This window comes from Rhodococcus sp. AG1013 (assembly GCF_003350365.1).
GTDB lineage: Bacteria > Actinomycetota > Actinomycetes > Mycobacteriales > Mycobacteriaceae > Prescottella.
In genome coordinates, this window is sequence record NZ_QQAT01000007.1 from 196,406 (window position 1) to 220,239 (window position 23,834).

Annotated in this window: 22 protein-coding genes, 1 tRNA gene and 1 other RNA gene; 10 read left to right on the forward strand and 14 right to left on the reverse strand. The window is 66.8% G+C overall.

All coding sequences use genetic code 11. The annotated features are described in order from the left end of the window. Nucleotides 1-12: 12 nt before the first annotated feature. The 10 genes from DEU38_RS11860 to fes all read right to left on the reverse strand — a co-directional run bounded on the left by DEU38_RS11860 (nucleotide 13) and on the right by fes (nucleotide 10,619). The gene (locus DEU38_RS11860; RefSeq protein ID WP_114721320.1) at nucleotides 13-744 is read right to left on the reverse strand and encodes a GntR family transcriptional regulator; all 732 of its coding nucleotides are present in this window, start codon (nucleotides 742-744) and stop codon (nucleotides 13-15) included. 24 nt (nucleotides 745-768) lie between these two features. Further along, nucleotides 769-2,292 (reverse strand): AMP-binding protein, encoded by a 1,524-nt coding sequence (locus tag DEU38_RS11865; protein ID WP_181818750.1) that lies wholly within the window; start codon nucleotides 2,290-2,292, stop codon nucleotides 769-771. A 68-nt stretch (nucleotides 2,293-2,360) separates the two neighbouring features. Next, entirely contained in the window at nucleotides 2,361-3,887 is a 1,527-nt protein-coding gene (locus tag DEU38_RS11870; RefSeq protein WP_114721324.1) for a class I adenylate-forming enzyme family protein, read from the reverse strand. Then, on the reverse strand, nucleotides 3,887-5,002 hold the full coding sequence (locus DEU38_RS11875; RefSeq protein WP_114721326.1) for an ABC transporter permease subunit: 1,116 nt from the start codon (nucleotides 5,000-5,002) through the stop codon (nucleotides 3,887-3,889). The genes DEU38_RS11870 and DEU38_RS11875 overlap by 1 nt, the downstream gene beginning before the upstream one ends. A 7-nt stretch (nucleotides 5,003-5,009) precedes the next feature. Further along, nucleotides 5,010-5,900, reverse strand: coding sequence for a branched-chain amino acid ABC transporter permease (locus DEU38_RS11880; RefSeq protein WP_147283501.1), 891 nt, complete (start codon nucleotides 5,898-5,900; stop codon nucleotides 5,010-5,012). Then, on the reverse strand, nucleotides 5,893-6,705 hold the full coding sequence (locus tag DEU38_RS11885) for an ABC transporter ATP-binding protein (protein WP_114721330.1): 813 nt from the start codon (nucleotides 6,703-6,705) through the stop codon (nucleotides 5,893-5,895). The genes DEU38_RS11880 and DEU38_RS11885 overlap by 8 nt, the downstream gene beginning before the upstream one ends. After that, the gene (locus DEU38_RS11890; protein WP_114721331.1) at nucleotides 6,698-7,471 is read right to left on the reverse strand and encodes an ABC transporter ATP-binding protein; all 774 of its coding nucleotides are present in this window, start codon (nucleotides 7,469-7,471) and stop codon (nucleotides 6,698-6,700) included. Before DEU38_RS11890 ends, DEU38_RS11885 begins: the two co-directional genes overlap by 8 nt. A gap of 22 nt (nucleotides 7,472-7,493) precedes the next feature. Beyond that, nucleotides 7,494-8,756 (reverse strand): ABC transporter substrate-binding protein, encoded by a 1,263-nt coding sequence (locus tag DEU38_RS11895; protein ID WP_114721333.1) that lies wholly within the window; start codon nucleotides 8,754-8,756, stop codon nucleotides 7,494-7,496. After that, a complete protein-coding gene (locus DEU38_RS29800; protein WP_114721335.1) occupies nucleotides 8,671-9,138 on the reverse strand; it encodes a DoxX family protein in 468 nt (155 codons plus the stop codon). Before DEU38_RS29800 ends, DEU38_RS11895 begins: the two co-directional genes overlap by 86 nt. 323 nt (nucleotides 9,139-9,461) lie before the next feature. Next, nucleotides 9,462-10,619 (reverse strand): enterochelin esterase, encoded by a 1,158-nt coding sequence (gene fes / locus DEU38_RS11905; protein WP_114721337.1) that lies wholly within the window; start codon nucleotides 10,617-10,619, stop codon nucleotides 9,462-9,464. 72 nt (nucleotides 10,620-10,691) lie between these two features. Between fes and fepB the strand changes: the two genes are divergently transcribed. After that, nucleotides 10,692-11,723: a Fe2+-enterobactin ABC transporter substrate-binding protein gene (fepB, locus tag DEU38_RS11910; protein WP_114721339.1), complete on the forward strand. Its 1,032-nt coding sequence runs from the start codon at nucleotides 10,692-10,694 to the stop codon at nucleotides 11,721-11,723. A gap of 67 nt (nucleotides 11,724-11,790) precedes the next feature. On the opposite strand, the gene DEU38_RS11915 is transcribed toward fepB, so the two are convergent. Then, nucleotides 11,791-13,083 carry an aminotransferase class I/II-fold pyridoxal phosphate-dependent enzyme gene (locus DEU38_RS11915; protein ID WP_114721341.1) on the reverse strand — a complete coding sequence of 431 codons (1,293 nt, stop codon included), beginning with the start codon at nucleotides 13,081-13,083 and terminating at the stop codon, nucleotides 11,791-11,793. A 41-nt stretch (nucleotides 13,084-13,124) separates the two neighbouring features. Beyond that, nucleotides 13,125-13,219, reverse strand: an RNA gene (gene ffs, locus DEU38_RS11920) — signal recognition particle sRNA small type. A gap of 95 nt (nucleotides 13,220-13,314) precedes the next feature. Here ffs and DEU38_RS11925 point away from each other — a divergent pair. From DEU38_RS11925 to DEU38_RS11940, 4 genes are all read left to right on the forward strand, one after another. Then, nucleotides 13,315-13,402, forward strand: a tRNA-Ser gene (locus DEU38_RS11925). Nucleotides 13,403-13,585: 183 nt separating this feature from the next. Beyond that, nucleotides 13,586-14,638, forward strand: a complete 1,053-nt coding sequence (locus DEU38_RS11930; protein ID WP_114721343.1) for an iron ABC transporter substrate-binding protein — start codon at nucleotides 13,586-13,588, stop codon at nucleotides 14,636-14,638. Next, a complete protein-coding gene (locus tag DEU38_RS11935) occupies nucleotides 14,622-16,178 on the forward strand; it encodes an iron ABC transporter permease (protein ID WP_114721345.1) in 1,557 nt (518 codons plus the stop codon). Before DEU38_RS11930 ends, DEU38_RS11935 begins: the two co-directional genes overlap by 17 nt. Continuing rightward, a complete protein-coding gene (locus tag DEU38_RS11940; RefSeq protein WP_114721347.1) occupies nucleotides 16,175-17,230 on the forward strand; it encodes an ABC transporter ATP-binding protein in 1,056 nt (351 codons plus the stop codon). Before DEU38_RS11935 ends, DEU38_RS11940 begins: the two co-directional genes overlap by 4 nt. A 3-nt stretch (nucleotides 17,231-17,233) precedes the next feature. Here the strand turns inward: DEU38_RS11940 and DEU38_RS11945 are convergent, their stop codons facing one another. After that, nucleotides 17,234-17,728, reverse strand: coding sequence for a hypothetical protein (locus DEU38_RS11945; RefSeq protein WP_114721349.1), 495 nt, complete (start codon nucleotides 17,726-17,728; stop codon nucleotides 17,234-17,236). Between the two features lie 78 nt (nucleotides 17,729-17,806). Between DEU38_RS11945 and DEU38_RS11950 the strand changes: the two genes are divergently transcribed. After that, complete coding sequence (locus tag DEU38_RS11950) at nucleotides 17,807-18,616, forward strand: helix-turn-helix domain-containing protein (protein ID WP_114721351.1); 810 nt, start codon at nucleotides 17,807-17,809, stop codon at nucleotides 18,614-18,616. Continuing rightward, entirely contained in the window at nucleotides 18,613-19,170 is a 558-nt protein-coding gene (locus tag DEU38_RS11955; RefSeq protein ID WP_114721353.1) for a TIGR03086 family metal-binding protein, read from the forward strand. The genes DEU38_RS11950 and DEU38_RS11955 overlap by 4 nt, the downstream gene beginning before the upstream one ends. 23 nt (nucleotides 19,171-19,193) lie before the next feature. Here the strand turns inward: DEU38_RS11955 and ctaD are convergent, their stop codons facing one another. Next, nucleotides 19,194-20,993 (reverse strand): cytochrome c oxidase subunit I, encoded by a 1,800-nt coding sequence (gene ctaD, locus DEU38_RS11960; protein ID WP_114721355.1) that lies wholly within the window; start codon nucleotides 20,991-20,993, stop codon nucleotides 19,194-19,196. Nucleotides 20,994-21,203: 210 nt separating this feature from the next. Here ctaD and gluQRS point away from each other — a divergent pair, with 210 nt between their 5' ends. The 3 genes from gluQRS (at nucleotide 21,204) to DEU38_RS11975 (ending at nucleotide 23,746) form a co-directional block, all read left to right on the forward strand. Then, entirely contained in the window at nucleotides 21,204-22,118 is a 915-nt protein-coding gene (gluQRS, locus tag DEU38_RS11965; RefSeq protein ID WP_114721357.1) for a tRNA glutamyl-Q(34) synthetase GluQRS, read from the forward strand. 109 nt (nucleotides 22,119-22,227) lie between these two features. Next, nucleotides 22,228-23,193 (forward strand): hypothetical protein, encoded by a 966-nt coding sequence (locus DEU38_RS11970; RefSeq protein WP_114721359.1) that lies wholly within the window; start codon nucleotides 22,228-22,230, stop codon nucleotides 23,191-23,193. 67 nt (nucleotides 23,194-23,260) lie between these two features. Beyond that, nucleotides 23,261-23,746, forward strand: coding sequence for a DUF4282 domain-containing protein (locus DEU38_RS11975; RefSeq protein WP_114721361.1), 486 nt, complete (start codon nucleotides 23,261-23,263; stop codon nucleotides 23,744-23,746). The last annotated feature ends 88 nt before the right edge of the window (nucleotides 23,747-23,834 follow it).

Sequence of the window (23,834 nt, forward strand, 5' to 3'; positions counted from 1 at the left end):
CCATGACTCTTCTCAACGCTGCCTCTGCATCGGCACGTTGAAATCGAAGCGATCGCCCGGGTGGATCGACACGGTTACCTGGGCCACTGCTCCCGAACTCTCGACATATCTGCGGGTGATTTCGAGGCACGGCGAACCGGCCTCGGCCTTCAGTTGCGCGGCAAGGCCCTTCGGCAGGGCGCACGCGCGAATGCGTTGCTCGACACGATCGGTCAGCCGCCCGGTACACCGCTCCACGATCTCGTTGATCAGACCATCCGGACGCTCGAGGCGGTCCCCGACGATAGCGGCGACCTCGGGGTCGAGGTACACGTCGGTGTGGCACACCGGGAGTTCCTCACCCAACTCGCCGAGCCGCAGCATGCGGATCAGGGTCCACGCGTCGCCGGCGTGGCCGCCGATCCGGTCGGCGAGGGCCTGGTCGGCGACCACCTCGTCCCGGGACAACACCAGCCGCCGGGTCTCGACGGAGTACTGCACCAGGTCGTTCATGTTCGTAACGGTGCGCATATATCCGCTGGTGGGCTGCGCCGACTCCACAAGCGTCCCGATCTTGCGCCGCCGCGACACCATGCCCAGACGCTCCAGGGAATCCAACGCCGAGCGGACTGTGGCTCGTGACACCGCGTAGCTGTCGGCGAGATTCACCTCGGTCGGCAACTTCGATCCCACCGGGTAGGACCCGTCCTCGATCCGCTGGGACAGTGACCGCGCCACCTCCTCATACCGGGCAACCACAGTCATCCCCCTCCATCCCTCCCAGAACACTCATGCGATCCCTCGCCCGCGCCCCTCCCAGAATGGCCTGCGCAGCTCACGCTTGAGGAGCTTGCCGCTGGGGTTGCGCGGAAGTTCCGGCACCACGTCGACCGTGGTCGGACACTTGTAGTGCGCCAGACGCTCCCGGCAGTAGGCGATCAGCTCGTCCACGTCCGTGGCGGCGCCGGACTGCACCACCACGGCCTTGACAGTCTCGCCCCAGCGCTCGTGCGGTACGCCGATGACGGCGGCGTCGCGCACGCCGGGATGGGACATGAGCACATTCTCCACTTCCACCGGATACACGTTCTCACCACCTGTGATGATCATGTCCTTGACCCGGTCACAGAGGAACAGGTAGCCGTCCTCGTCGAGGTAGCCCGCGTCACCGGTCCGGAACCAGCCGTCGGGGCGCAGCACCGCGGCCAGTTCGTCCGGCTGGTTGCGGTAGCCCGTCAGGAGCATCTCACTGCGCGTCCAGACCTCACCGGTGGTCCGCACCGGAGCGCGTTCCTCGGTGACGGGATCGAAGACGCCCATCTCGACACCGGACACGGGCCGGCCGGCCGAAGCGAGCCGCTCACCTCCGCTGCGATGATCGTCGGCGTCGAGAGTGGTGATCGGCCCGCAGGTTTCGGTCATGCCGTAGCCCTGCATCAGGTCACAGTCGAAGACCTCCTGCGCGACCGCTGCGACGGTGGGCGACATCGGCGACCCTCCGTAGATCAGGGTGCGCAGCCCCTTGTACGTCGACTTCCGGGCGTCCTCGTGCCCGACCAACATCTGCACAACCGCCGGCACGGTCAGGGCGTGGTTGACCCGTCCACCAGCGAGGACGCGCAACACCAACTCCGGGCGGACTTCCAGGACGTGGTGCGAGCCGGCACCCAGCCCCAAACAGTAGAAGGTCCATCCCGTTCCGGAGATGTGGAAGTTCGGAGCCGGCACCATCACGACGTCCCCGGGGTGGATCTGCCACGGTGGACCGGAGGCGAGGTTGGCAGCTATGGCCCGGTTGGACAACTGCACGCCCTTCGGGCGGCCCGACGTTCCCGAGGTGTAGACAACGAGCGCGACGTCATCCGGATCCGCTTGCGGCTCTACGGGATCCGCCGACCACTGCGCCAGCCACAGTTCGAAGTCCTGGGGCGGTGCGCCCGGGACGAGGAGCCGGGGACGGCCGTCCTCGGGCACCGGGTGCCCCATCAGCGGCATGAATTCCGCCTCGACCACGATCGCATCCAGGCCCGCGTCCGCGACGATCTCTTGCATTTCCCGGTGACTCAGCCGCCAATTGAGCGGCACCGCAAAGGCTCTCGTCAGCGAGGCCGCAGCCAGCACCTCGCCCCAGGTCACGGCATTCTTGCCGGCGAATCCGACACCGCGCCCTCCGATGCCCTCTGGCCGCAGACCCGCGAAACCGGTGGCGAGCCGGCTGCTGCGCCGGTACCACTCGGCAAAGGTGCGTTCGGCCACGCCCTCGACGGCGATGCCGGGTGAGTCCGGCCGTTCCTGCGACCAGTGCTGAAGCATCCGTCCGATCGAACGGTGGTGGTTGTGCATGTTCACTCAATCCTCTCGTACCCCTGGCCAGGGGTCGTTCACGCGGGCCCGAATGCGAGGCGTTCACGCAGCTCGACCTTGCGCACCTTGCCCAGGGCGTTGCGCGGCAGTTCCGCGATGCGCTCGATCGAGGACGGGCACTTGAAACCGGCCAGCCGCTCCCGGCAGTGGCGGGCGAGCTCGCTTTCGTCCGGATCCACGCCCGGGGCGCAGACGACGAACGCCACCGGGGTCTCGCCCCACTTCGGATGCGGCCGTGCCACGACGGCGACCTCGACCACGGCGGGATGATCGAGCAGCGCGCGCTCGATCTCGGCGGGATAGACGTTCTCGCCGCCGCTGATGATCATGTCCTTGGAGCGCCCGACGATATAGAGGAAACTGTCCTCGTCGAGCACCGCCATATCACCCGTTCGGTACCAGCCTTCGTCGGTGAAGGCCGCCCGCGTCTCCTCGGGATTGTGCCAATACTCGCGGATGATGTTCTCACTGCGAACCCACAGCTCGCCGGGTTCGCCGAACGGCTGCGGGTCCCCGGAGAGACCGGCAATACGCGCCTCCCAGCCCTGCGAGATTCGGCCCGCGGAACCGAGTCGGGTGCTGCCGGGAACATGATCCTCCGGTCGCAGGACGGTCAGGAATCCCTGAAGTTCTGTACTGCCGTAGATCTGCCGGAATCGCCGGCACACGACACGTACGGCCCGCTCCAGCAAATCGGAGTCGATCGGCGCGGCACCGTACTGCACCTCGCGCAGGCTCGACAGGTCCTCCCCCTGTCGCGCTCCCTCCATCGCGTCTACGAGCATCTCGATGATGGTCGGGGCCGCGGTGAAGAACTGGATGCGGTCCCGCACGATCGTGTCGATGACGCGGTCGATCTGAACTCCGTCGTGAATGAAAAGCGTTCCCCCGGTGAGGAAGCACTGCATCGCCTGGGCGAAACCCGCCAGATGGAACAGCGGCATCATCACCAGGTGCCGGCTGCCCCGCTGCTGGTCGCCGATGTCGATCGCGAACCCCGCGAGCCCGCGGATGAGGGAGCCGTGGTCGAGCGGGATCACCTTGGGCAACCCGGTGGTGCCGCTGGTGTGCATGAGGAAGGCCACCTGATCGCTGCGCAGCCGCTCCCGCGGGTACGGCGCGGGCGGACCGACGACACTGTCGGCCTCGATCCAGCCGTCGCCGCCCTGTCCGGCTGCCACGCGCACGAGGTCGCCGCGGTGACCGACAACGGACCGGCACGACTCGTCGGCGAAGATGCCGACGGGGTTGGTGACGTCGAGCAGCCGATCGATCTCGTGCGCGGTCATTCGCCAGTTGACGAGCAGCGGAAGTGCTCCGAGCCGGATGAGACCGAGTGTCTGGACGAGGAATTCGGCGCTGTTGTGGGCGAGTACCGCAACGACATCGTCCGACTGGACACCGAGGGCGTACCAACTCGCGGCAGCCTCCTCCACGCGATCCCGGAGGTTCCGATAGGTCAACTGCTCACCGTCGTCACTCACCGCGAGGGTGTCCGGATCGGACGTAGCACGCCAGTCGAGAACGTGCAGCCACGTATACATCAGACGGTCTCCTTCTCGTGCTCGGGCTCCAGCGCCGGGCCCGGTTCGGGTTGGGGCACCGGGTCCTGCTTCGGCTCAGGCGCCGGGCGGGGGCGGCGTTGCGGCCCGACCATCCACCCCAGGGCCCGGTCGAGCCCGCCGCGGGCGAACATGATGACGAGAATCAGCAGGCCGCAGTAGACGAAGACGCTCATCACGTTGGCGTCGATGCCACCTTGGCCCACGGGAACAAGGAACGGGATGTTGCCCGCGAACTGCCCGAGCAGTCGGGGCAGGGCCGTGACGAACACGGCACCGGCGATGGCACCGCGCAAGCTGCCGAGACCGCCGATGATGATGATCACCAAGTAATCAGTGGAAAGCGTGAACCCGAACGCCTGTGGGGTAATGAACTGAATGGTGACGGCGAGGAACACGCCGGCAATGCCCGCGTACACCGAGGCGACGAAGAAGGCCCCGGCCTTGTACCGGCCCACGTTGACCCCCATGGATGCGGCCGCCACTTCGCTCTCGCGCACCATCGACAGGGCCAGTCCGGGCCTGGCCTGCACGATCCGGCGGGCAGCAATATAGGTGACCACTACCAGGACGATTCCGAGCAGCCATAGTTTTTCCACTGCACCGAAGGGCACGCCCAATATGTGCCACGGCTCGCTGTCACCGAAGTTCAAGCCCAAGATATCGAATTCCGGTACCGCCCGGCCGATATAGCCACCGCTGAATTGCTCGACCTCGTTGAGGAAGTGGACCCAGATGAACACCAACCCGATGGTGACGACCGCCAAGTAGAGTCCGGTCACCCGACTCGAGAGCGGGCTGAGCAGCAGGCCACCGATCCCCGCGGCAAGAACTGCCCCGACGGCAGCAACAACGGGTGGCAGACCCAGGCCCCACACGTTCTCACCCGACGGGCTCGCCAGGATGACGTATCCATACGCTCCGATGCCGACAAAAACTGCATGGGCCAACGAAATCTGACCGGCGACGCCCACGAGCATCGTCAAGCCCATCGCAGCGATCGCTGCAGCCATGGCCAGACCGCCGACCTGCAACCAGAATTCAGTGACGAAGTACGGTGCGACAACCAGCGCTACCAGGAGTCCGGCTACGAGCAAACGTCCTCTAGACACGGGCCACCTGCTTCGAACTGAACAGACCCTCGGACCTCACCAGCAAAACAACCAACAGCAGTATCCACGCGCTGATACCGGACAGGTTGTGCGCCCATCCGCCCAATGCGCTCTCGTAGGTCGCCGCAAACGCCTCCGTCAGGCCGAGCATCATGCCACCGACCAAAGCGCCGCCGACCGATCCCAGACCACCGATCACTGCGGCTGGAAAGGCGCGAAACGCCGTGTCCGCCAAGGAAGATGAAACACCCGCAGCCGGGAAGGAAGCAAGGAACAATCCGGCGAGAACAGCCAGCGCACCACCGATGGCCCAGCTGGTCCAGGACACCCGCGACAGACGCACACCCATCAGCTTGGCGACCTCTGCGTCCTGGCTGCCCACGCGCATCGCCAGGCCCCAGTTGGTGAATCGGAACAGGAGCAGAAACACGACGATTGCGGTAACCGCAACCCCGAGCGCAATGAGCCGCGACGCCGGCATGGTGATCATCCCGAATTCGACTATCCGGTCCCCGACCGGATCGTTGAGGGCCCACGACTCCGAACCGAGACGACGGCTGACTTCGGTGACGATCAGCAAGTTCACACCGAGAGTCAGGATCGTCAGCGTCACATGATCCTGAGTCCGGGACTGCCGAATGAAAACAACATCAATGATGATCGCTACCAACGCACCCGCCGCGAGTCCGGCCAGCACACCCACCAGATAGCCATGCGATTCACTGACCAGCGCCGCCACGAAGACACCCGAGAGCAGGAACCCACCGTGGGCGAAATTGAGGATTCCGGTGGCCCGGTAAATGACCACGAATCCGAGGGCCATCACGGCATACAGCGCACCGAGTGACAGTCCCCCAGCCAAGGCATTCACAAAGTTATCCACGAGAAGTCCTCTCCAATTCGTAGGGCGTCGCGTCCGTACCGAGGTACGCGGCGATGACAGCAGGGTCCCGTTGCACGACGTCAGGTGCGCCGTCGGCAATCACCCTGCCGGACTGCAAGACCGTGACGTGGTCGGAGAGAGTGAGCACCAACTCCATGTCGTGCTCGACGAGGAGCACAGTGAGGCCGAAGCGGTCGCGGCACTCCCGGATCTGCTCACCTAGAGCACGTGATTCGGCGTCGTTCATGCCCGCAACCGGCTCGTCGAGCAACAGCAGAGACGGCTCCGCGCACAGGGCGCGCGCGATCTCCACTTTCTTGCGGATGCCATACGGTAGTGGCCCGACAGGCTGGTCGAGGTACTCCTCGATACCCAGCGCCTCCGCCATTACCTGAACTACTCGCTCGTCCTCGGCTCGCTCACGGCGAGCGGTCGGCAGAGCCAATGCCGCGGCGAGCATCCCAGTGCGGGTCCGATGGTGACGCCCGACCCGAAGTGTGTCCGCGACGGTGAGGTGCGGTGGGAGCACCAGGTTCTGGAAGGTACGAGCAATTCCGTGGGTGACGATCTCGTGTTGCGGCAGGGTATCGAGCCGCTCATCACCGAGACGGACCTCGCCCGACGCCAGCGGGTACAACGCGGTGAGAGCGTTGAAACACGTCGACTTCCCGGCTCCATTCGGACCGATCAATGCATGAATGGTGCCGCGCTTGATGGCGAACGAAACATTGTCCAGTGCCAGGACACCGCCGAACCGAACCGTCAAGCCCTCGGCCGTGAGAAGATTCCCGTCTATTTCAGACATCGTGCCCTTCCCCTGTCATGGCCGACACGGCGGAACCGTGAGCGGCAGTCTTGCCGAGTGTGAGTTCGAGGAGCATGTCGGAGTCGATCAGTTCCGCCGCAGGCCCTTCGGCTGCCATGGTCCCGCCGTTCAGGACATACGCATGGTGTGCGACGGACAGAGCGAGCCTGGTGTTCTGTTCGACCAGAAGGACACTCGTCCCGTCCGCGTTCACATGTGTGATCGTCTCCATGATCTGCTGAGCGATGAGCGGCGCCAGACCCAACGACGGCTCATCCATGAGCAGTACCTTCGGCTCGCTCATCAGAGCCCGTCCGATCGCGAGCATCTGCTGCTCCCCGCCGGACAGCAAGCCGGCGGTTTGCCCCGACCTATCCACCAGGATCGGGAAGAGCTCGCGTACTCGGCGCAAGCTGGCCGCCACGCGGGACCGAGAGCGCACCGACAGTGCGCCGGCCATGAGATTTTCCTGGACGGTCAGTTGCGCGAAGATTCGACGTCCTTCCGGCACCTGGACAATGCCGTGCCGAACGATCTTGTCGGCCTTGCTCCGGTTGAGATCCAGACCCTCGCCACGAATGGTCCCGGCGACCACGTGTCCACCCTGGGCCCCTAGTAGTCCCGAGAGTGCCCGCAGGAGTGTGGTTTTGCCGGCACCGTTGTTTCCGATCAGCGCTACGATCTGCCCGTCATCGACGCGCAGATTCACGTCATGGAGAACCTTGGCTGTTCCGTAACTCACTGCAAGGGAATCGACTTCGATCATCGTGAGCCTCCCTGCCCTGCAATCACTTGGTGTAGCCCTTGTCGGCCGCGTACTTGACCGCGGCGTCACTGGCTGCGGGGTCCTGCACAATTACTGTGCCACCCTTGGCATTCGGATCGGGCTTGATGATGAAGGAGGACAGCGAGGGAGCCTTGCCCGGAGTGGAGTAATCGAGATCGACAGCAAGCCCGGCGGTGGAGATGGCGCCCATCTTGCTCATCGCAGCAGTAATGCCCTTCGGGGTGAGATCCTTGTCCTTGCAGGCCTGGCTCAAGCCCTTTTCGAGCAACTGCGCCATCAAATAGCCGGAGGCGGCGGGCGACGTGGCGGGCCGGTCGCCGTACTGAGCCGTCCAGGAAGACAAGAGTTCTTGTACCGGTGCCGCATTCGAGCTGAACGGTGCGTTGTTGGATGTCAGGACGACGTGATCGGCAAGTGCATCGCGTGCCGGTCCTGCCAGGTCGCCACTGGACAGCAGATTCGTGGACTGAATGACCACGTCATACCCGCTGGCCTTCGCCACAGAAGCCGCCGAAACAGTTTGTGCAGCTGCGGTTCCCATAACAATCGCCTTTGCACCCGCTTGCCGCAAGGTGTTGACCTGCGCGGTCGCGTCCGTCGCCGTGCTGTCGATCTTTGTGTTCTCCACCTTCAGGCCGAACTGCTCAGCCGCACCGGCGACACCGTTTGCAACCGCCGCTCCGATACCGTTCGGATACGCGATGACACCGATCGTGTCGCCTTCCTTCAGGACCCCCTGCTCGACCAGGTAGGCCACGCCGTTCACGGCCTCCACGTCGTACGGCGAACCCGGCATGAATGCCTCATGCACGGCCAGCAGCACGGGGTCGAAAGAGCCGGCCATGACGCCCAGTCCGTCCTGAGCGAGCTTTGGCCCGAGAGTCACCGCATCCGTGCCAGGAGACAGATTCACGATCGCGGCGATGTCCGAACGCAGCGACGTGTACTGCGTCATGGTCTCCTGGGTGTTGTACTTGTTGTCGCGCGACTCGATCCGCAGCTGACGATCACACACGCCACCGTTCTTGTTGACCTTGTCGAACCACAGCTGGATGCCGGCAACGCCATCTTGACCGAGGCCACCGATCGGACCGCTCAGCGGCACGAGCGATCCGACAGTGATCGCATCGGCGGTGACACCGATACCTGCCTTCAGGTCGCCACTTGCTGCCTGGCCGTCAGAGTCGGTCGCCTTCGAGGAGCAGCCGGCAATGGCGAGTGCGATCACGAGCGTTGGGCCTAGGACCTTGAGCTTGTTCTTCATTCGTTCTCCATGGCAGTTGGTACGGGTTGGATAGAGCGCGAGCGGGAGCCGGGTGCGCACGAAGGAGAAGCCGCAACCGGGGCCCAGACGGGGAAACGAAGGCCGAGGAGGACCGCACCGGCCACCGGAGCAGCGCGCCGACGATCAACAGCAACGAGCCGCGGATCTCGGCGATCGACGCGATCAGCACCATCGGTCGACCCGGAGAGTGGCCCAAACGATCGAACACTGCTGCGGTGCTTGACAGTCCGACCCTGCCGAGCCATCCGAAGGACTTCTGGGCGGCATGTCCGATGATCGACAGACCCCGCGACGAGACGGAGCAGGAAGGGTCCGACGTCCGCCGGTCCACCGGCGTCCACCACGAGTGCCTGCACGACACGCCTCCCTGTCCTCAACATGTAAATCTAAACTCAGGTTTAGATATAAGCGTGACTCGCATCACAAGTCAAGGTGCGGACCAAAGAATTCTTCGATTTCCTCGAAATCCGCAGGACAAACGTCGATTCCCGAGCACTCATCACACGCAGATAGGTACGGACCAAACTCCCGACAGGCGCAACGGCCAGATCGGTGGAGTCAGTCTCGAGTGCGGTCTGGAGACGCCGTCGCAGACGGCACCCGTAACGAGCGACCCAGCACCACCCGGGGGGAGGAACGTCCCGGAGGTGCCTCGGCCAGCTCCCTCGCCAGACCCCGAGGAGCTCAGACGGCGCGGCCCAGCAGCGCCGCCACCCCCGCGACCAGCAGCTCGCGCCACTGAATGTAGTCGTGGCCGCCGCAGAACTCCCGGTAGTCCACCTCGAACCCCTTGGCCCGCAGCAGGTCCCGCACCTCTCGGTTTTCTTCGATCAGGCGGGGTTCGAGCACCCCAGCCGCCATCCAGAAACGTGACTTGCTCACGTCCAGATCCGCGAGCCGTGCCTGCACCGAGCGTCCCCGCATGTCGGGTCGCGGCCACCAGAACGATCCGGACAGGCTGATCGCCCCGCCGAAATCGTCGGGTGCGTGCAGCGTTGCGAACGTGGCCGCCAGGCCGCCGTAGCTCGAACCGCCGACCAGCACCGACTCCGGATCGCCCGTCGCCTGCCACCGCTCGCGCAGGTACGGCAGCAGGTCGCCGGTGAGGGCATCGAGAAACTCGGTGCTGCAAGGAAGTTCCCTGGAGCGCAGTCCGGGCTCGATGCTGTCGATCATCACGACCAGCGGCACCCGGTAGCCGCGCTCAGGGAGTCGGTCGAGCGCGGGGGCGATGGGAATCTCGACGGCGGTCACCCGGCCGTCGAACAGCACCAGCACCGGACGGTCGCGATCCGCGATCCCCGCGGGTTCGTAGATCCAGATACTGCGGCGCACCCCCGCGAGGATCCGCGACTCCTCCGTCAGCACGCCACGCACCGGCGCATCGGACGCCCACCAGCGTTGCGTGGGGGCACCCGGCATCACCGCCTCCGAGCGCGCCGGCAGCCCCATCGACGAGACTGGCGGACGCGGGTTCTCCTCGTCCGTGACGAGTCCGGCGATCACGGCCCGCCACCACTCCCACTCCGTCTGCCCCTCGGCGGGACCGGTGATCGGCTCCACCCGGGGCAGGAATCCGTAGCCGCCCCGCCATCTCTCCGGAACCTCGAGTGACAGCGTCCACAGATCACTCCCCGGAACCCGTTGGAGCGCATTGCGTTCGGGCCGACGCCGGTCGGTGATGCCGTTGGCCTCCAGATAGACGTGGCGAACCGGAGATCCTGCCGGCGCCCGCCACACGAAGGTCGCGGTCACGAATCCGCGCGGCCCCGGATCGATCAACGGCCCGCCTTCGGCGCGCAGACGTCGCGCCAGGCCGTCGACCGACGTGACGTTCGACATAGGTACCCCTTACTTAGGTGACGCTGCCCTAAAAGTACGGTCTCATCGTACCCACCCTCAGGAGGAACCCCCTTGTCCCCAACCACGCTTCACCGCCGATCCGTCGGCACCCGGATCGCGGTCGTTCTCGGCGCCCTCGCGATCGGCGTCACGACCGTCGCGTGCTCGTCCGACGACGAATCCGCAGACGCTGCTGCCGCCGCCACCGCCCAGTCCGGCGAGTGGCCGCGCACCGTCGAGACCGCCAAGGGCCCGGTCACGCTCGACGCCGAGCCGCAGCGCGTCGTGTCCACGAGCGTCACGCTCACCGGATCGCTGCTGTCGCTCGACGCGCCGCTGATCGGCACCGCCGCGCAGCCCAAGAGCACCGTCACCAACGATCAGGGCCTGTTCACGCAATGGGCCGACGTCGCCGCCGACCGCGACGTCGAGGTCCTCTACCAGGGCCAGCCGAACGTCGAGAAGATCACCGCGGCGGCGCCCGACCTCATCGTCGTCTCCACGAGCGGCGCCGACTCGGCCGCGCAGCAGGTCGACGTCCTGTCCAAGATCGCCCCGACCCTGCTGTTCGACTACTCCGACAAGTCGTGGCAGGAACTGACCACGCAGCTGGCCGCCGCGGTCGGCAAGGAGGACCGGGCGAAGGAACGGATCGCCGAGTTCGACGCCAAGGTGGACGAGGCGAAGAACACCATCGCTCCCGCGCTGCAGGCCGGCGCCGCGCCGGTGAACATTCTCACCTACAACAACCCCGAGGATTCGCGCATCTTCACGACCGAGTCGGCGCAGGGACGGCTCGCCACGCGCCTCGGCCTCACCCTGGCGACGCTGCCCACCGAGATCACCGGCGCCGGCGCGGAAGCAGGCCGATCCGACATCGTCGCCGTGAACGCCGAGAACCTGCCGCTCGCACTGACCGGCGCGACGACCTTCATCATCAACGCGCAGCAGCCGGGTGCCGACCGGATGAAGGCCGACCCGACACTCGCCGCCGTCCCGTCGGTGCAGCGCGGTGCCGTGTACCCGCTGGACTACGACAGCTTCCGCCTGGACTACTACAGCGCGAACAACGTCGTCGACCGCATCGTCGCCGCACTCTCCTAGCCCCGCGAACCCCTGAACGGGAGTGGCCGGTCACCTCGAGGTGACCGGCCACTGTCGTGTTCGACGGTTAGTGCTTGGTGAGCGCGTGCTCCGCGGCCGCAAGCAGGACGCAGGTCGCGACGCCGTCCATCGCCTTCGTGAGCTCGTCCATCGACGGGAAGCTCGGGGCGAGGCGGATGTTCTTGTCCTCGGGGTCCTGCTTGTACGGGAAGGCGGAGCCGGCGGCGGTGAGCGCGATGCCGGCATCCTTCGCGAGCGCGATGACACGCTTCGCGGTGCCGTCGACCACGTCGAGGCTGATGAAGTAGCCGCCCTTGGGCTCGGTCCACGACGCGACCTTCGACGCGCCCAACCGATCGTCGAGGATCTCGAGAACCTTCGCGAACTTCGGGGCCAGGATCTCGCGGTGCTTGTCCATGTGCGCGCGGACGCCGTCGGCATCGCCGAAGAAGCGCAGGTGGCGCAGCTGGTTGATCTTGTCCGGGCCGATGCTCTTCTTACCCAGGTGCTGCTGGTACCAGGCCAGGTTGGCGTCGGAGCCGCCGAAGAAGCTCACACCCGCGCCGGCGAAGGTGATCTTCGACGTGGACGCGAACACGAGCGGACGGTTCGGGTTGCCGGCCTTAGCCGCCATACCGAGGATGTCGAGCGCCGGGGCGCACTCCTCGACGAGCGGGTGCACGGCGTACGCGTTGTCCCAGTAGATGCGGAAGTCGGGGGCCGCGGCCGGCATCGACGCGAGCGCGCGGGCCACATCCTCCGAGTACACGGCGCCGGTCGGGTTGGAGTACGTGGGAACGCACCAGATGCCCTTGATCTGCGGATCCGCAGCGACCAGTTCCGCGACCCGCGTCATGTCGGGGCCGTCGTCGCGCATCGGGATCGCGATCATCTCGATGCCGTACGACTCGGTGATCGCGAAGTGACGGTCGTAACCCGGTGCGGGGCACAGGAACTTGATCGCCGACTCCTGCGACCACGGCCGCGGGGAATCGGGGGTGCCGTGCAGCAGCGAGAACACGATCGTGTCGTGCATGATCTCGAGACTCGCGTTGTTGCCGGCCATGAGGTTCGCCGTCGGGATGCCGAGCAGTTCGCCGAAGATGGCGCGCAGTTCCGGCAGGCCCGTCAGGCCGCCGTAGTTGCGGCAGTCGGTGCCGTCGCTGTCGCGGAAGTCACCGTCACCCGGCAGGGAGAGTAGGCCCTCCGACAGGTCCAACTGCTCGGGTGCCGGCTTGCCGCGCGTGAGATCGAGCTTCAGCTTCTCTGCCTTGAGCTGCTCGTACTTCGCGTTCTGACGCTCGAGTTCGGCGCGAAGTTCATCATGGCTCATCAACCCGATTTGGGTTTGTACAGGCATGCGGGCGGCCTTTCACCGACACGACCGGTCGGGGACGGGAAGATAGGGGACCCCGCGCACCCGGCAGAGCCCGTTGACCCTTGCTGCCTTCCGGCCCTGGGGGAGTTCACAGGATGCGCGCCGCGCGGGATCCGTCTACGAGTGTAACCAGATCCACCGATCGCGCAGTGACGCACCCCTCCCTCGGGCCCGTTTGGCATTCCGACCCCTCGAACCGGTATGCTCCCCAACGGAGGATTCGCCTAGTGGCCTATGGCGCTCGCCTGGAACGCGGGTTGGGTTAACGCCCTCAGGGGTTCAAATCCCCTATCCTCCGCCACGGGAAGCCCCCGGTGACTCAGTCACCGGGGGCTCTTCTCTTTCCTCACCTGCCGACGACAGGTCACATGCAGGGCCATACGTCCCACCAGGCAGACGGCGAAAGTGACCACCCCCACCTGCGGTGTATGTTGCTTAGCCATACCTCATCGGAGGCACCGGTGAGAGCGACGAGAGGTCCGACATGGCAAGAACCTGGAAGAGGATTGTGGGTGCGGCGTTCCTCGCGTCGGCACTGGTGGGGATCACCGCCTGCTCGAACGACTCCGACTCGGGCACCTCGAATCCCGCCGCCTCCGGCGCGCCGTCCGGTGAGATCACCGTCTACAACGCGCAGCACGAGTCGCTCACGCAGGAATGGGTCGACGGGTTCACCGCCGAGACCGGCGTCAAGGTCACGCTCCGCAACGGCTCGGATACCGAGCTCGCGAACCAGATCGTCGCCGAAGGCAAGGCGTCGCCGGCCGACGTCTTCCTCACCGAGAACTCGCCGGCGATGGCGCTCGTCGAGAACGCCGGGCAGTTCGCCGACGTCGACGCCGCGACGCTCGAGCAGGTTCCCACGCAGTTCCGGCCGTCCACCGGCAAGTGGACCGGCATCGCCGCTCGCTCGACGGTGTTCGTCTACAACAAGGACAAGCTGACCGCCGACCAGCTGCCGAAGTCGCTGCTCGACCTCCAGAACCCCGAGTGGAAGGGCCGCTGGGGCGCGTCGCCGTCCGGCGCCGACTTCCAGGCCATCGTCAGCGCGCTGCTCGAGCTCAAGGGCGAGGACGTCACCAAGCAGTGGCTGGCGGGCATGAAGGAGAACGCCGTCGTCTACAAGGGCAACAGCACGGTGATGAAGGCCGTCAACGCCGGCGAGATCGACGGCGGCATCATCTACCAGTACTACTGGTTCGGCGACCAGGCCAAGACCGGCGAGAACAGCAAGAACACCGAGCTGCACTACTTCAAGAACGAAGATCCGGGTGCCTTCGTCAGCATCTCGGGTGGCGGTGTGCTGCAGTCCAGCAAGAACGCGGAAGCGGCGCAGGCGTTCCTGAAGTACATCACCGGCAAGGCCGGCCAGGAGATCCTGCAGACCGGTACCTCGTTCGAGTACCCGGTGGGCAGCGGTGTCGCCGCCAACCCGAAGCTGGTGCCGCTCGCGGACCTGCAGGCACCCAACGTGGATCCGTCGAAGCTCAACAGCCAGAAGGTCACTCAGCTGATGACGGATGCCGGCCTTCTCTGACCGGCTCGGGGGGCGGGCACGGCCCCGCCCCCCGCTGGTTCTCGTTCTGATCGTGGCGGCCCTCGTGGCCGTCACGCTGATCCCCCTCGGTTACGTCGTCACCACCACCATCTCGACCGGGTGGGAGACTGCGTCCGCGCTGATCTTCCGCCCCCGCGTCGGCGAACTGCTGGTCAACACGGTCTCCCTCGTGGTCGTCACCATCCCGATCTGCGTCACGCTCGGCGTCGGCGCGGCCTGGCTCGTCGAACGCTCCACGGTGTTCGGATTCCGTTGGTGGGGACCGGTTCTCGCCGCCCCGCTGGCCGTCCCCGCCTTCGTCAACAGCTACGCGTGGGTGACGGTGATTCCCTCGCTGCACGGCCTGTGGTCGGGCGTCCTCGTCGCCACCCTCTCCTACTTCCCGCTGGTCGCGCTGCCCGTGGCCGCGACGCTGCGCCGACTCGACCCGGCGGTCGAGGAATCGGCCCGCGCGCTCGGGTCCAGCCCCTGGGCAGTGTTCTTCCGGGTGGTCGTGCCGCAGCTGCGGCTGCCCACGCTCGGCGGGGCACTGCTGATCGGCCTGCATCTGCTCGCCGAGTACGGCGCCTTCGCGATGCTGCGGTTCGACACGTTCACCACCGCGATCCTCGAGCAGTTCCAGTCCACGTTCAACGGTGTCGCCGGCAGCATGCTCGCCAGCGTGCTGGTGGTGTGCTGCCTGGTGCTGCTCGTCTCGGAGGCCGCGGCCCGCGGGTCCGCCCGGTACGCCCGCATCGGCTCCGGCGCGGCCCGGAGCGCACCACGGATCCGACTCCGGTGGAGCGCCGTGCCCGCGACGCTGGCGCTCGTCGCGCTGACGGTGCTGGCATTGGGCGTGCCGCTGTGGACCATCGTGCGCTGGCTGCGGATCGGCGGCAGCGAAGTGTGGCAGTCGGCGGCGCTGTGGCCGGCACTGACACAGACCCTCGCGTTCGGCCTGGTCGGCGCGCTGGCCGCGACGGCGCTCGCGTTCCCCGTCGCGTGGCTGGCGATCCGCTGGCCCGGCGTGTTCAGCAAGATCGTCGAGGGCACCAACTACGTGACGAGTTCGCTGCCGGGCATCGTGACCGCGCTGGCGCTGATCACCGTCACCATCCGCTATGCGAATCCGCTGTACCAGACCACGATCATGGTGATCGTCGCGTATGTGCTGATGTTCCTGCCGCGGTCGCTCGTGTCGCTGCGCGCCGGTCTCGCGCAGGTGCCGGTGGGCCTGGAGGAGGCGTCGGCGGCGCTCGGCAGGCCGCCGTGGACGACGTTCCTGCGCGTGACGCTGCGGCTGACCGCGCCGTCCGCCGCGGTCGGGGCCGCGTTGGTGTTCATGGCGATCGCGACGGAACTGACCGCGACGCTGCTGCTGGCCCCCAACGGCACCCGCACGCTGTCGACCCGATTCTGGTCGCTCACCAGCGAGCTCGACTACGCGGCCGCGGCGCCGTACGCGCTGCTGATGATCGCCCTCGCGTTGCCTATGACCTACCTGTTGTTCAGTCAATCCCGGAAGGCGGCCGGCGCATGAGCGAGATCGTGATCGACCAGGTGTCGAAGTCGTTCGGACCGACGGACGTGCTGCGCGGTGTGAGCCTCGGCGTGGAGCACGGCTCGATCACCGCGGTCGTGGGGTCGTCGGGCTGCGGCAAGACCACCCTGCTCCGGATCATCGCCGGATTCGAGCGCCCCGACGACGGGACGGTGTCGATCGCCGGTTCCGTCGTCGCCGGCCGCGACCAGATGGTGCCCGCGCACCGCCGACGCGTCGGATACGTCGCGCAGGACGGTGCGCTGTTCCCCCATCTCACGGTCGCCGGAAACATCGCGTACGGGCTCCCCGGCTCCCGGTTCGGGAGCCGCAGGGCATCCGACCGACGAGTCGCCGAACTGCTGGAGATGGTCTCGCTAGACGCGTCGTACGGGCGGCGGCGCCCCCACGAGCTGTCCGGTGGCCAGCAGCAGCGCGTCGCCCTGGCACGAGCGCTGGCCCGCGATCCGGAGGTGATGCTGCTCGACGAGCCGTTCAGCGCCCTCGACGCCGGACTGCGCGTGACGACCCGCAAATCGGTGGCGGCGACGCTCGGTGCGGCCGGCGTGACGACCCTGCTGGTCACCCACGACCAGGAAGAGGCACTGACGTTTGCCGGCCAGGTCGCGGTGATGCGTACCGGACGCTTCACACAGGTGGGCACGCCCGAACAGCTCTACCACTCCCCCGTCGACGACTTCACCGCCCGGTTCCTGGGCGAGTGCGTGGTGCTGCCGGCGGATGTCGCCGACGGTGTCGCGTCGTGCGCCCTGGGCCGGATCCCGGTACGCGACACCGATATCCACGGCCCGGCACGGCTGATGCTGCGGCCCGAGCAGATCGTCGCGACGGAAGTCGCCGGGGATTCCGGCGGCGGGACGGGCACGGTGACCCGCACCGAGTTCCTCGGCGCACCGTCGATGCTCGACATCACGCTCGACTCCGGCGCCGAGATCCAGGTCCGTCAGGCGAGCACCCGCACACCGGATGTCGGCGCCCGGGTGACCGTCGAGGTGTTCGGCGCAGCCCAGGCTTTCCCGCCCGGCGAGTGACGCTCACCCGCCCGGCGCGTTGGTCATCTTCTCGCCGGCGGGGTTGAGCGCCCACCACAGGTTGTCCATCCCCTGACCGGCCACCGAACCGGGCCGCGGATCGCCCGCGAACAGGTACAGCGGCATTCCGTTGACGGTGACCTGGTTGCCGCCCTGCGCCCCCGGGATGGTGCCGATGACGCCGGCGACGCCCAGCACCTCCGGCTTGGGCGTATCACTGGTCACCGGCGGCCACATCTGCAGGCAGACCGCGTCGCACGCGCTGGCGTTGGTACCGGGCTCGTCGCGGTCGTACGCGTACACCGTCATGTCGTCGGTATTCACCACGATCTGACCGATGCTCGACTCGCCCGTCGACAGCACGGGGCCCGCCGCGGGCACCGTCGTCGGCATCGGAGTGGTGCTGGGGGTCGGGCCCGAGTCGTTGTTGTCGGAGCATCCGACCAACGTGGCGCCCGCCGCCAATGCGGCGAGCGAGATAAGCACGGCTCTTCTCATGCCGGAACTCCTCTTCTCTGGTTCGGCCCAAGCCGGTTCGTGCGCGGGATGTCGGTGCCCGCTCCTACGCTGAGCGGCATGGGGTGGTATTCGCCGACCGCGGTCGCACCGGACCTGGCCGACGCGCTCGTGTGCGCGTGGTCCGCGCGCGCCGAGGGGCACCACCTTCTCGTGCCGGACGGCTGCATCGACGTGCTGTGGATCGCCGGTGCCGGTATCCGGGTGTGCGGCCCGGAGACATCGGCGTGGTCGTTCACGTTGCCGCCGGGCAGCGAGTCGTTCGGCATCCGGTTCCGGCCGGGCACGGCCCCGCACGTGCTCCGCACCTCCGCCGCACACATCCGTGACATCCGGGTCTCACTCGAGGACGTCCTCGGGTCCGCCTCCGAACGCGTGCTCGTCGATCGACTCGAGCACGCGGGCGACACCACCGAACGGCTGACGATCCTGCAGGACGCCGGTCGGCGGTGGCTCGTCTCGCTGCCCCAGCCCGACCCTCTCGCGGCCCGGATCACGTCCGCGCTGGCCACTCGCTCGTGGAGCGTCGAGGAGTTGGCGGACGCGTCGGCGATGACCAGCCGCCAGCTGCACCGCCGCTGCAACGACGCGTTCGGGTACGGGCCGTCGACGCTGCGATCGATCCTCCGTCTGCAGCGGTTCATGGCGTTGGCCCGGGCCGATCGCCGGCGGAGACTGGCGGCGCTCGCGACCGAGGCCGGATACAGCGACCAGGCGCACCTGTCGCGAGAGTGTCGCCGCATCGCGTCGCTCACGCCCACCGACCTGCTCGCCGGCGAGGCCCCCGACTGGCACGGTGACGCGTCGGTCCTCGATGTCCGATCGGTGCAAGACCGCACCGTCCCCGAGAACGGAGAATCGGCCGCATGACAATCACCGAAACCACACCGGACCTGTACCGACGTCTCGCCGCAGCGCTCACCGAGCGGGTCGACGCGGTGCCCACCAACCGCTGGGACAGCCCCTCGCCGTGCGACGGCTGGACCGCCCGCGACGTGGTCGACCACGTCGTCGGGACGCAGGCGAAGATGATGGGCGTCGTGGGACTGTCCATCCCGCCCGGCCCGTCCGCCACCACCGATCCGGCGGGCGCCTGGCGGCACACCCGGGATGCGGTCCAGGCGATCCTCGACGATCCCGCGAAGGCGGCGCTCGAATACGACGGTCGCTTCGGGCGCACCGATCTGGCCTCGACGATCCGCACCTTCTACTGCTTCGACCTCGTCGTTCACGGCTGGGACATCGCCCGCGCGGCAGAATTGGACACGACGATTCCGGAGCGGGACCTCGACATGGTCGACGCGATCATCGCGCAACTCGGCGACTCGCTGCACATGGACGGTGTTTGCGGCCCGGCCGTCGAGGTGCCCGCGGACGCCGATCGGCAGACGCGCAGCCTCGCGGCCCTGGGGCGCGAGGCCTGAGTGAACCGTCCGCCGCGGCGGCGTCATGTGTCGTCGCGGTGCCGGCCGGGGTCGTGTCGTTCTTCCTCGGGCGGCGGCTCACGGTCGCTGTCCGCCTCCCGATCACTGCTCTCGATCACCGCCGTCACCGCGCGGCCGGCGCTGCCCGGACCCACGTGGGCCTCCGCCCGTAGCCGTTCCACCATGTGCGGGTAGTGCAACTCGAATGCGGGCCGCTCCGAACGGATTCGGGGCAGCTCGGTGAAGTTGTGCCGCGGCGGCGGGCACGTCGTGGCCCACTCCAGGGAGTTGCCGTAACCCCACGGGTCGTCGGCCGCGGCGATGGTGCCGTAGCGGAAGCTCTTGAAGACGTTCCACAGGAACGGCAGGGTCGACGCACCCAGGATGAACGAACCGACCGTCGACACCGAGTTCAGCACGGTGAAACCGTCGGACGGCAGATAGTCGGCGTACCGGCGCGGCATGCCTTCTGCGCCGAGCCAGTGCTGCACGAGGAACGTGGTGTGGAAGCCGATGAACGTCAGCCAGAAGTGCCACCTCCCCAGTCGCTCGTCGAGGAACCGGCCCGTCATCTTGGGGAACCAGAAGTAGATGCCGGCATACGTGGCGAACACGATCGTGCCGAACAGGACGTAGTGGAAGTGCGCGATCACGAAATACGAGTCGGTGACGTGGAAGTCGATCGGCGGGCTCGCGAGCAGGACTCCCGACAGACCACCGAACAGGAACGTGACGATGAACCCGATCGAGAACAGCATGGCGGATTCGAACGTCAACTGGCCCCGCCACATCGTGCCGATCCAGTTGAAGAACTTCACGCCGGTCGGCACCGCGATGAGGAATGTCATGAACGAGAAGAACGGCAGCAGCACGGCACCCGTCGCATACATGTGGTGTGCCCACACCGCAACGGACAGAGCGGAAATCGCGATCGTTGCGTAGACCAGTCCCGTGTAACCGAAGATCGGCTTGCGCGAGAACACCGGCAGAATCTCGGAGATGATGCCGAAGAACGGCAGCGCGACGATGTACACCTCGGGGTGACCGAAGAACCAGAACAGGTGCTGCCACAACAGGGTTCCGCCGGTCGCGGGGTCGTAGACGTTCGCTCCCACCACGCGATCGGCGAACAGGCCCATCAGCGCCGAGGTGAGGATCGGGAACGCCACCAGGATCAGGATGCTGGTGATGAAGATGTTCCACGTGAAGATCGGCATCCGGAACATCGTCATGCCGGGCGCACGCAGACAGATCACCGTGGTGATCATGTTGACCGCACCGAGGATCGTGCCCAGACCGCTGAGGGCCAGGCCCATGATCCACAGGTTGCCGCCCATCCCGGGCGAATGGAGAACATCACTGAGCGGCGTGTAGCCCGTCCAACCGAAGTCGGCCGCACCGCCGGGGGTAATGAACCCGGCCGACGCGATGATGCCGCCGAACAGGAACGCCCAGTAGCTGAATGCGTTGAGCCGCGGAAACGCGACGTCGGGTGCACCGATCTGCAGCGGCAGGATGAAGTTCGCGAAACCGAACACGATCGGCGTCGCGTACAGCAGCAACATGATCGTGCCGTGCATCGTGAACAGCTGGTTGTACTGCTCGTTCGAGAGGAACTGCAGCCCCGGCAAGGCGAGTTCGGCACGCATCAGCAGCGCCAGCAGCCCACCGAACATGAAGAACGCGAACGACGTGATCAGGTACATGATCCCGATCACCTTGGGATCCGTCGTCGTGATCACGCGGTAGAAGACCGCGCCCTTACGGGCAAACCTGGCCGGATACGGCCGAACCGCAACAGGTTTCGACGCGACGGTTGCCACCGCTCCTCCTGACCGCGGGCCCCGCAATCGAGGCACACTCCTCGTCGAAGCGTGACCGGTCACGGTCTGCTCGGGACATCTGATCGGCAGGCGGCAACCGGCACAAGCTCAGCACTGTGGACGCTACGCCTTCCACCCGCGCTTGGCTACGGATCCGGCGGCCCCGGACCGAGTCCCGAACAGTCGCACCCACCTCGATAAGCTGCGGCAATGCCGAACGAGGTCGACGGATCAACGCATGCGGGACGATTCGCCCCCTCCCCCTCCGGCGACCTGCATCTGGGCAACCTGCGAACCGCACTGCTGGCCTGGCTGTTCGCGCGGTCCACGGGGCGCCGCTTCCTGGTCCGGGTCGAGGACCTGGACCGGGTGCGTCCGGGCGCCGAGGAACGCCAGCTCGACGATCTCGCGGCACTGGGTCTGGACTGGGACGGCGACGTCGTCCACCAGTCCGCGCGGCTGCCGCTGTACGACGCCGCGATCGCCCGACTGCAGCGCGCCGGACTGACCTACGAGTGTTTCTGCACTCGCAAGGAGATCCTGAAGGCGGCCTCGGCTCCGCACGCACCCGCCGGCGCCTATCCCGGAACGTGCCGCGACCTGAGTCCGTCCGAACGCGACGAGCGGCGGGCGACGGGACGGCCGCCGGCGCTGCGGCTGCGGGCCGGCACCGATTCGTTCACGGTGGAGGACGTCCTGCACGGCACCTACACCGGGACGGTCGACGACCTCGTCCTCCGGCGCGGCGACGGCGTCGCCGCCTACAACCTCGCGGTGGTGGTCGACGACGCCGCGCAGGGCATCGACCAGGTAGTGCGCGGCGACGACCTGCTGTCGTCGGCACCGCGGCAGGCGTACCTCGCGGGCCTCCTGGGCCTGCCCGCACCCGCGTACGCCCACGTGCCGTTGGCGCTGAACGCGGAGGGGAAGCGCCTGGCCAAGCGCGACGGCGCCGTCACCCTCGCAGACCAGGCGGGTCTGGGCCACACACCCCGAGACGTACTCGGCATGCTCGCCCGATCGCTGGGAATGACCGACGACGAGGAGTCGGTGACCCCGCAACAGCTTCTCGATCGGTGGGATCCGAAAGCCCTTTCGCTCGATCCCTGGGTTTACGGCATGTGAATCTCCGCCGACGGACCACCCAAACAGACCACTCGCGACGTAGGGTCACGGACGAGAAATTCATCTTCGCCGCGAGCAGTACCCCGACGACGAGAACCAAGGTGCACACATGACCAGTGGTGGACAGGACCCGAATCAGAACCCGGAGGGCGGCAACAACGAGCCGCAGCAGGGTGGAACGCCGCCTCCCCCGGGCAGCTACCCACCTCCGCCCGGTGGCACGCCTCCCCCGCCGCCCGGGAACTACCCTCCCCCGCCGGGTAGTTACCCGCCCCCGCCGGGTCCGGGAGGCGGCTATCCGCCCCCGCCCGGGAACTACCCACCGCCGCAGGGCGGCTATCCGCCGCCGCCCGGCGGGTACCCGCCGCCTCCGCCGGCCTACGACTCCGGGTACGGACGGCAACCTGCAGGACCGCCGCCCAGCGAGGTGAGCGTCGGCGCCGCCCTCTCGTACGGCTGGAACAAGTTCAAGGCCAATCCCGGTGCCTGGATCGGGATCCTGGTCGTGGCCTTCCTGATCACCATGCTGGTGTCGCTGCCGTTCAGCTTCGGCGGCAACCGTGAGTACGACAACTTCAGCGACCTGGCCTCGTCGTCGTTCAGCGCGTGGCAGATCATCGGCAATATCGTCACCGCGATCGTCGGCTACCTGATCTCGGCCGCCCTCATCCGCGGCGCGCTGCACGAGACCGACGGACGCCGTCCTGCCTTCGGATCGTTCTTCGAGTTCAAGAACGTCGGTGCGATCATCATCGCCAGCTTCCTGGTGGGCCTGATGACGAGCATCGGCCTGGTCCTCCTGGTCATCCCGGGCATCATCATCGCGTTCCTGACGTGGTGGACGCTCGAGTTCGTCGTCGACCAGGATCAGGATGCGATCACCGCGATCAAATCCAGCTTCCGGGCGATCTCGTCGAACTGGGCCCCTCTGCTGCTACTGGCGATCACGCTGTTCTTCCTGAACATCCTCGGCGCGCTCCTCTGCCTGGTCGGCCTGCTCGTGACCGTCCCGATGACGATCATCGCGTCGACATACGCGTACCGCGTAACGGTCGGGGGACGCGTAGCACCCTGACCATAAAAAACCGACCTCGCCGTATTGTGTTGATGCTCGACGCCTGACATGAACAACGAGGGGAAACATGAATACCGGCGACACTCACGATCCGAACAACTCCGGCGGCTTCGGCGGCCCGCCCATGCCGCCGCCCGGCGGCACACCGCCGTCCGGTCCGGGCTACCCCGGACCCGGCTACCCCGGACAGCCGCCCGGAGCCGGGTTCGGCGGATTCGCGCCGGCACCCCCGGCACCGGGACCTCTGGGCAGCCAGCCCGGCCCGATGCCGAGCAGTTTCTTCACCGCTCTGTTCGACTACAACTTCAACAGCTACGTCACCCCGAAGGTCGTCAAGGTCCTCTACATCCTCGTGACGATCTTCATCGGTCTGGGTTCGCTGTCGTTCGGCGTCTCGGGCTTCATGGGCGACAATCCCGGGGTCGGAATCATCACGCTGATCGTCGGTGCCCTGTTCTTCATCGTGATGCTCGCGCTGATCCGCATCACGCTCGAGTTCTACGTTGCGGTGATCAAGATTTCCGAGGACGTCAAGGAAATCAAGCGCCGCTGACCGCAGCCCTGTGCGCCGCGCACTTACCGCCCCGGGAGACCAGCCTCGCCGGGGCGGTAAGTGCGCAAAACGGGCGGACACGGGGTGC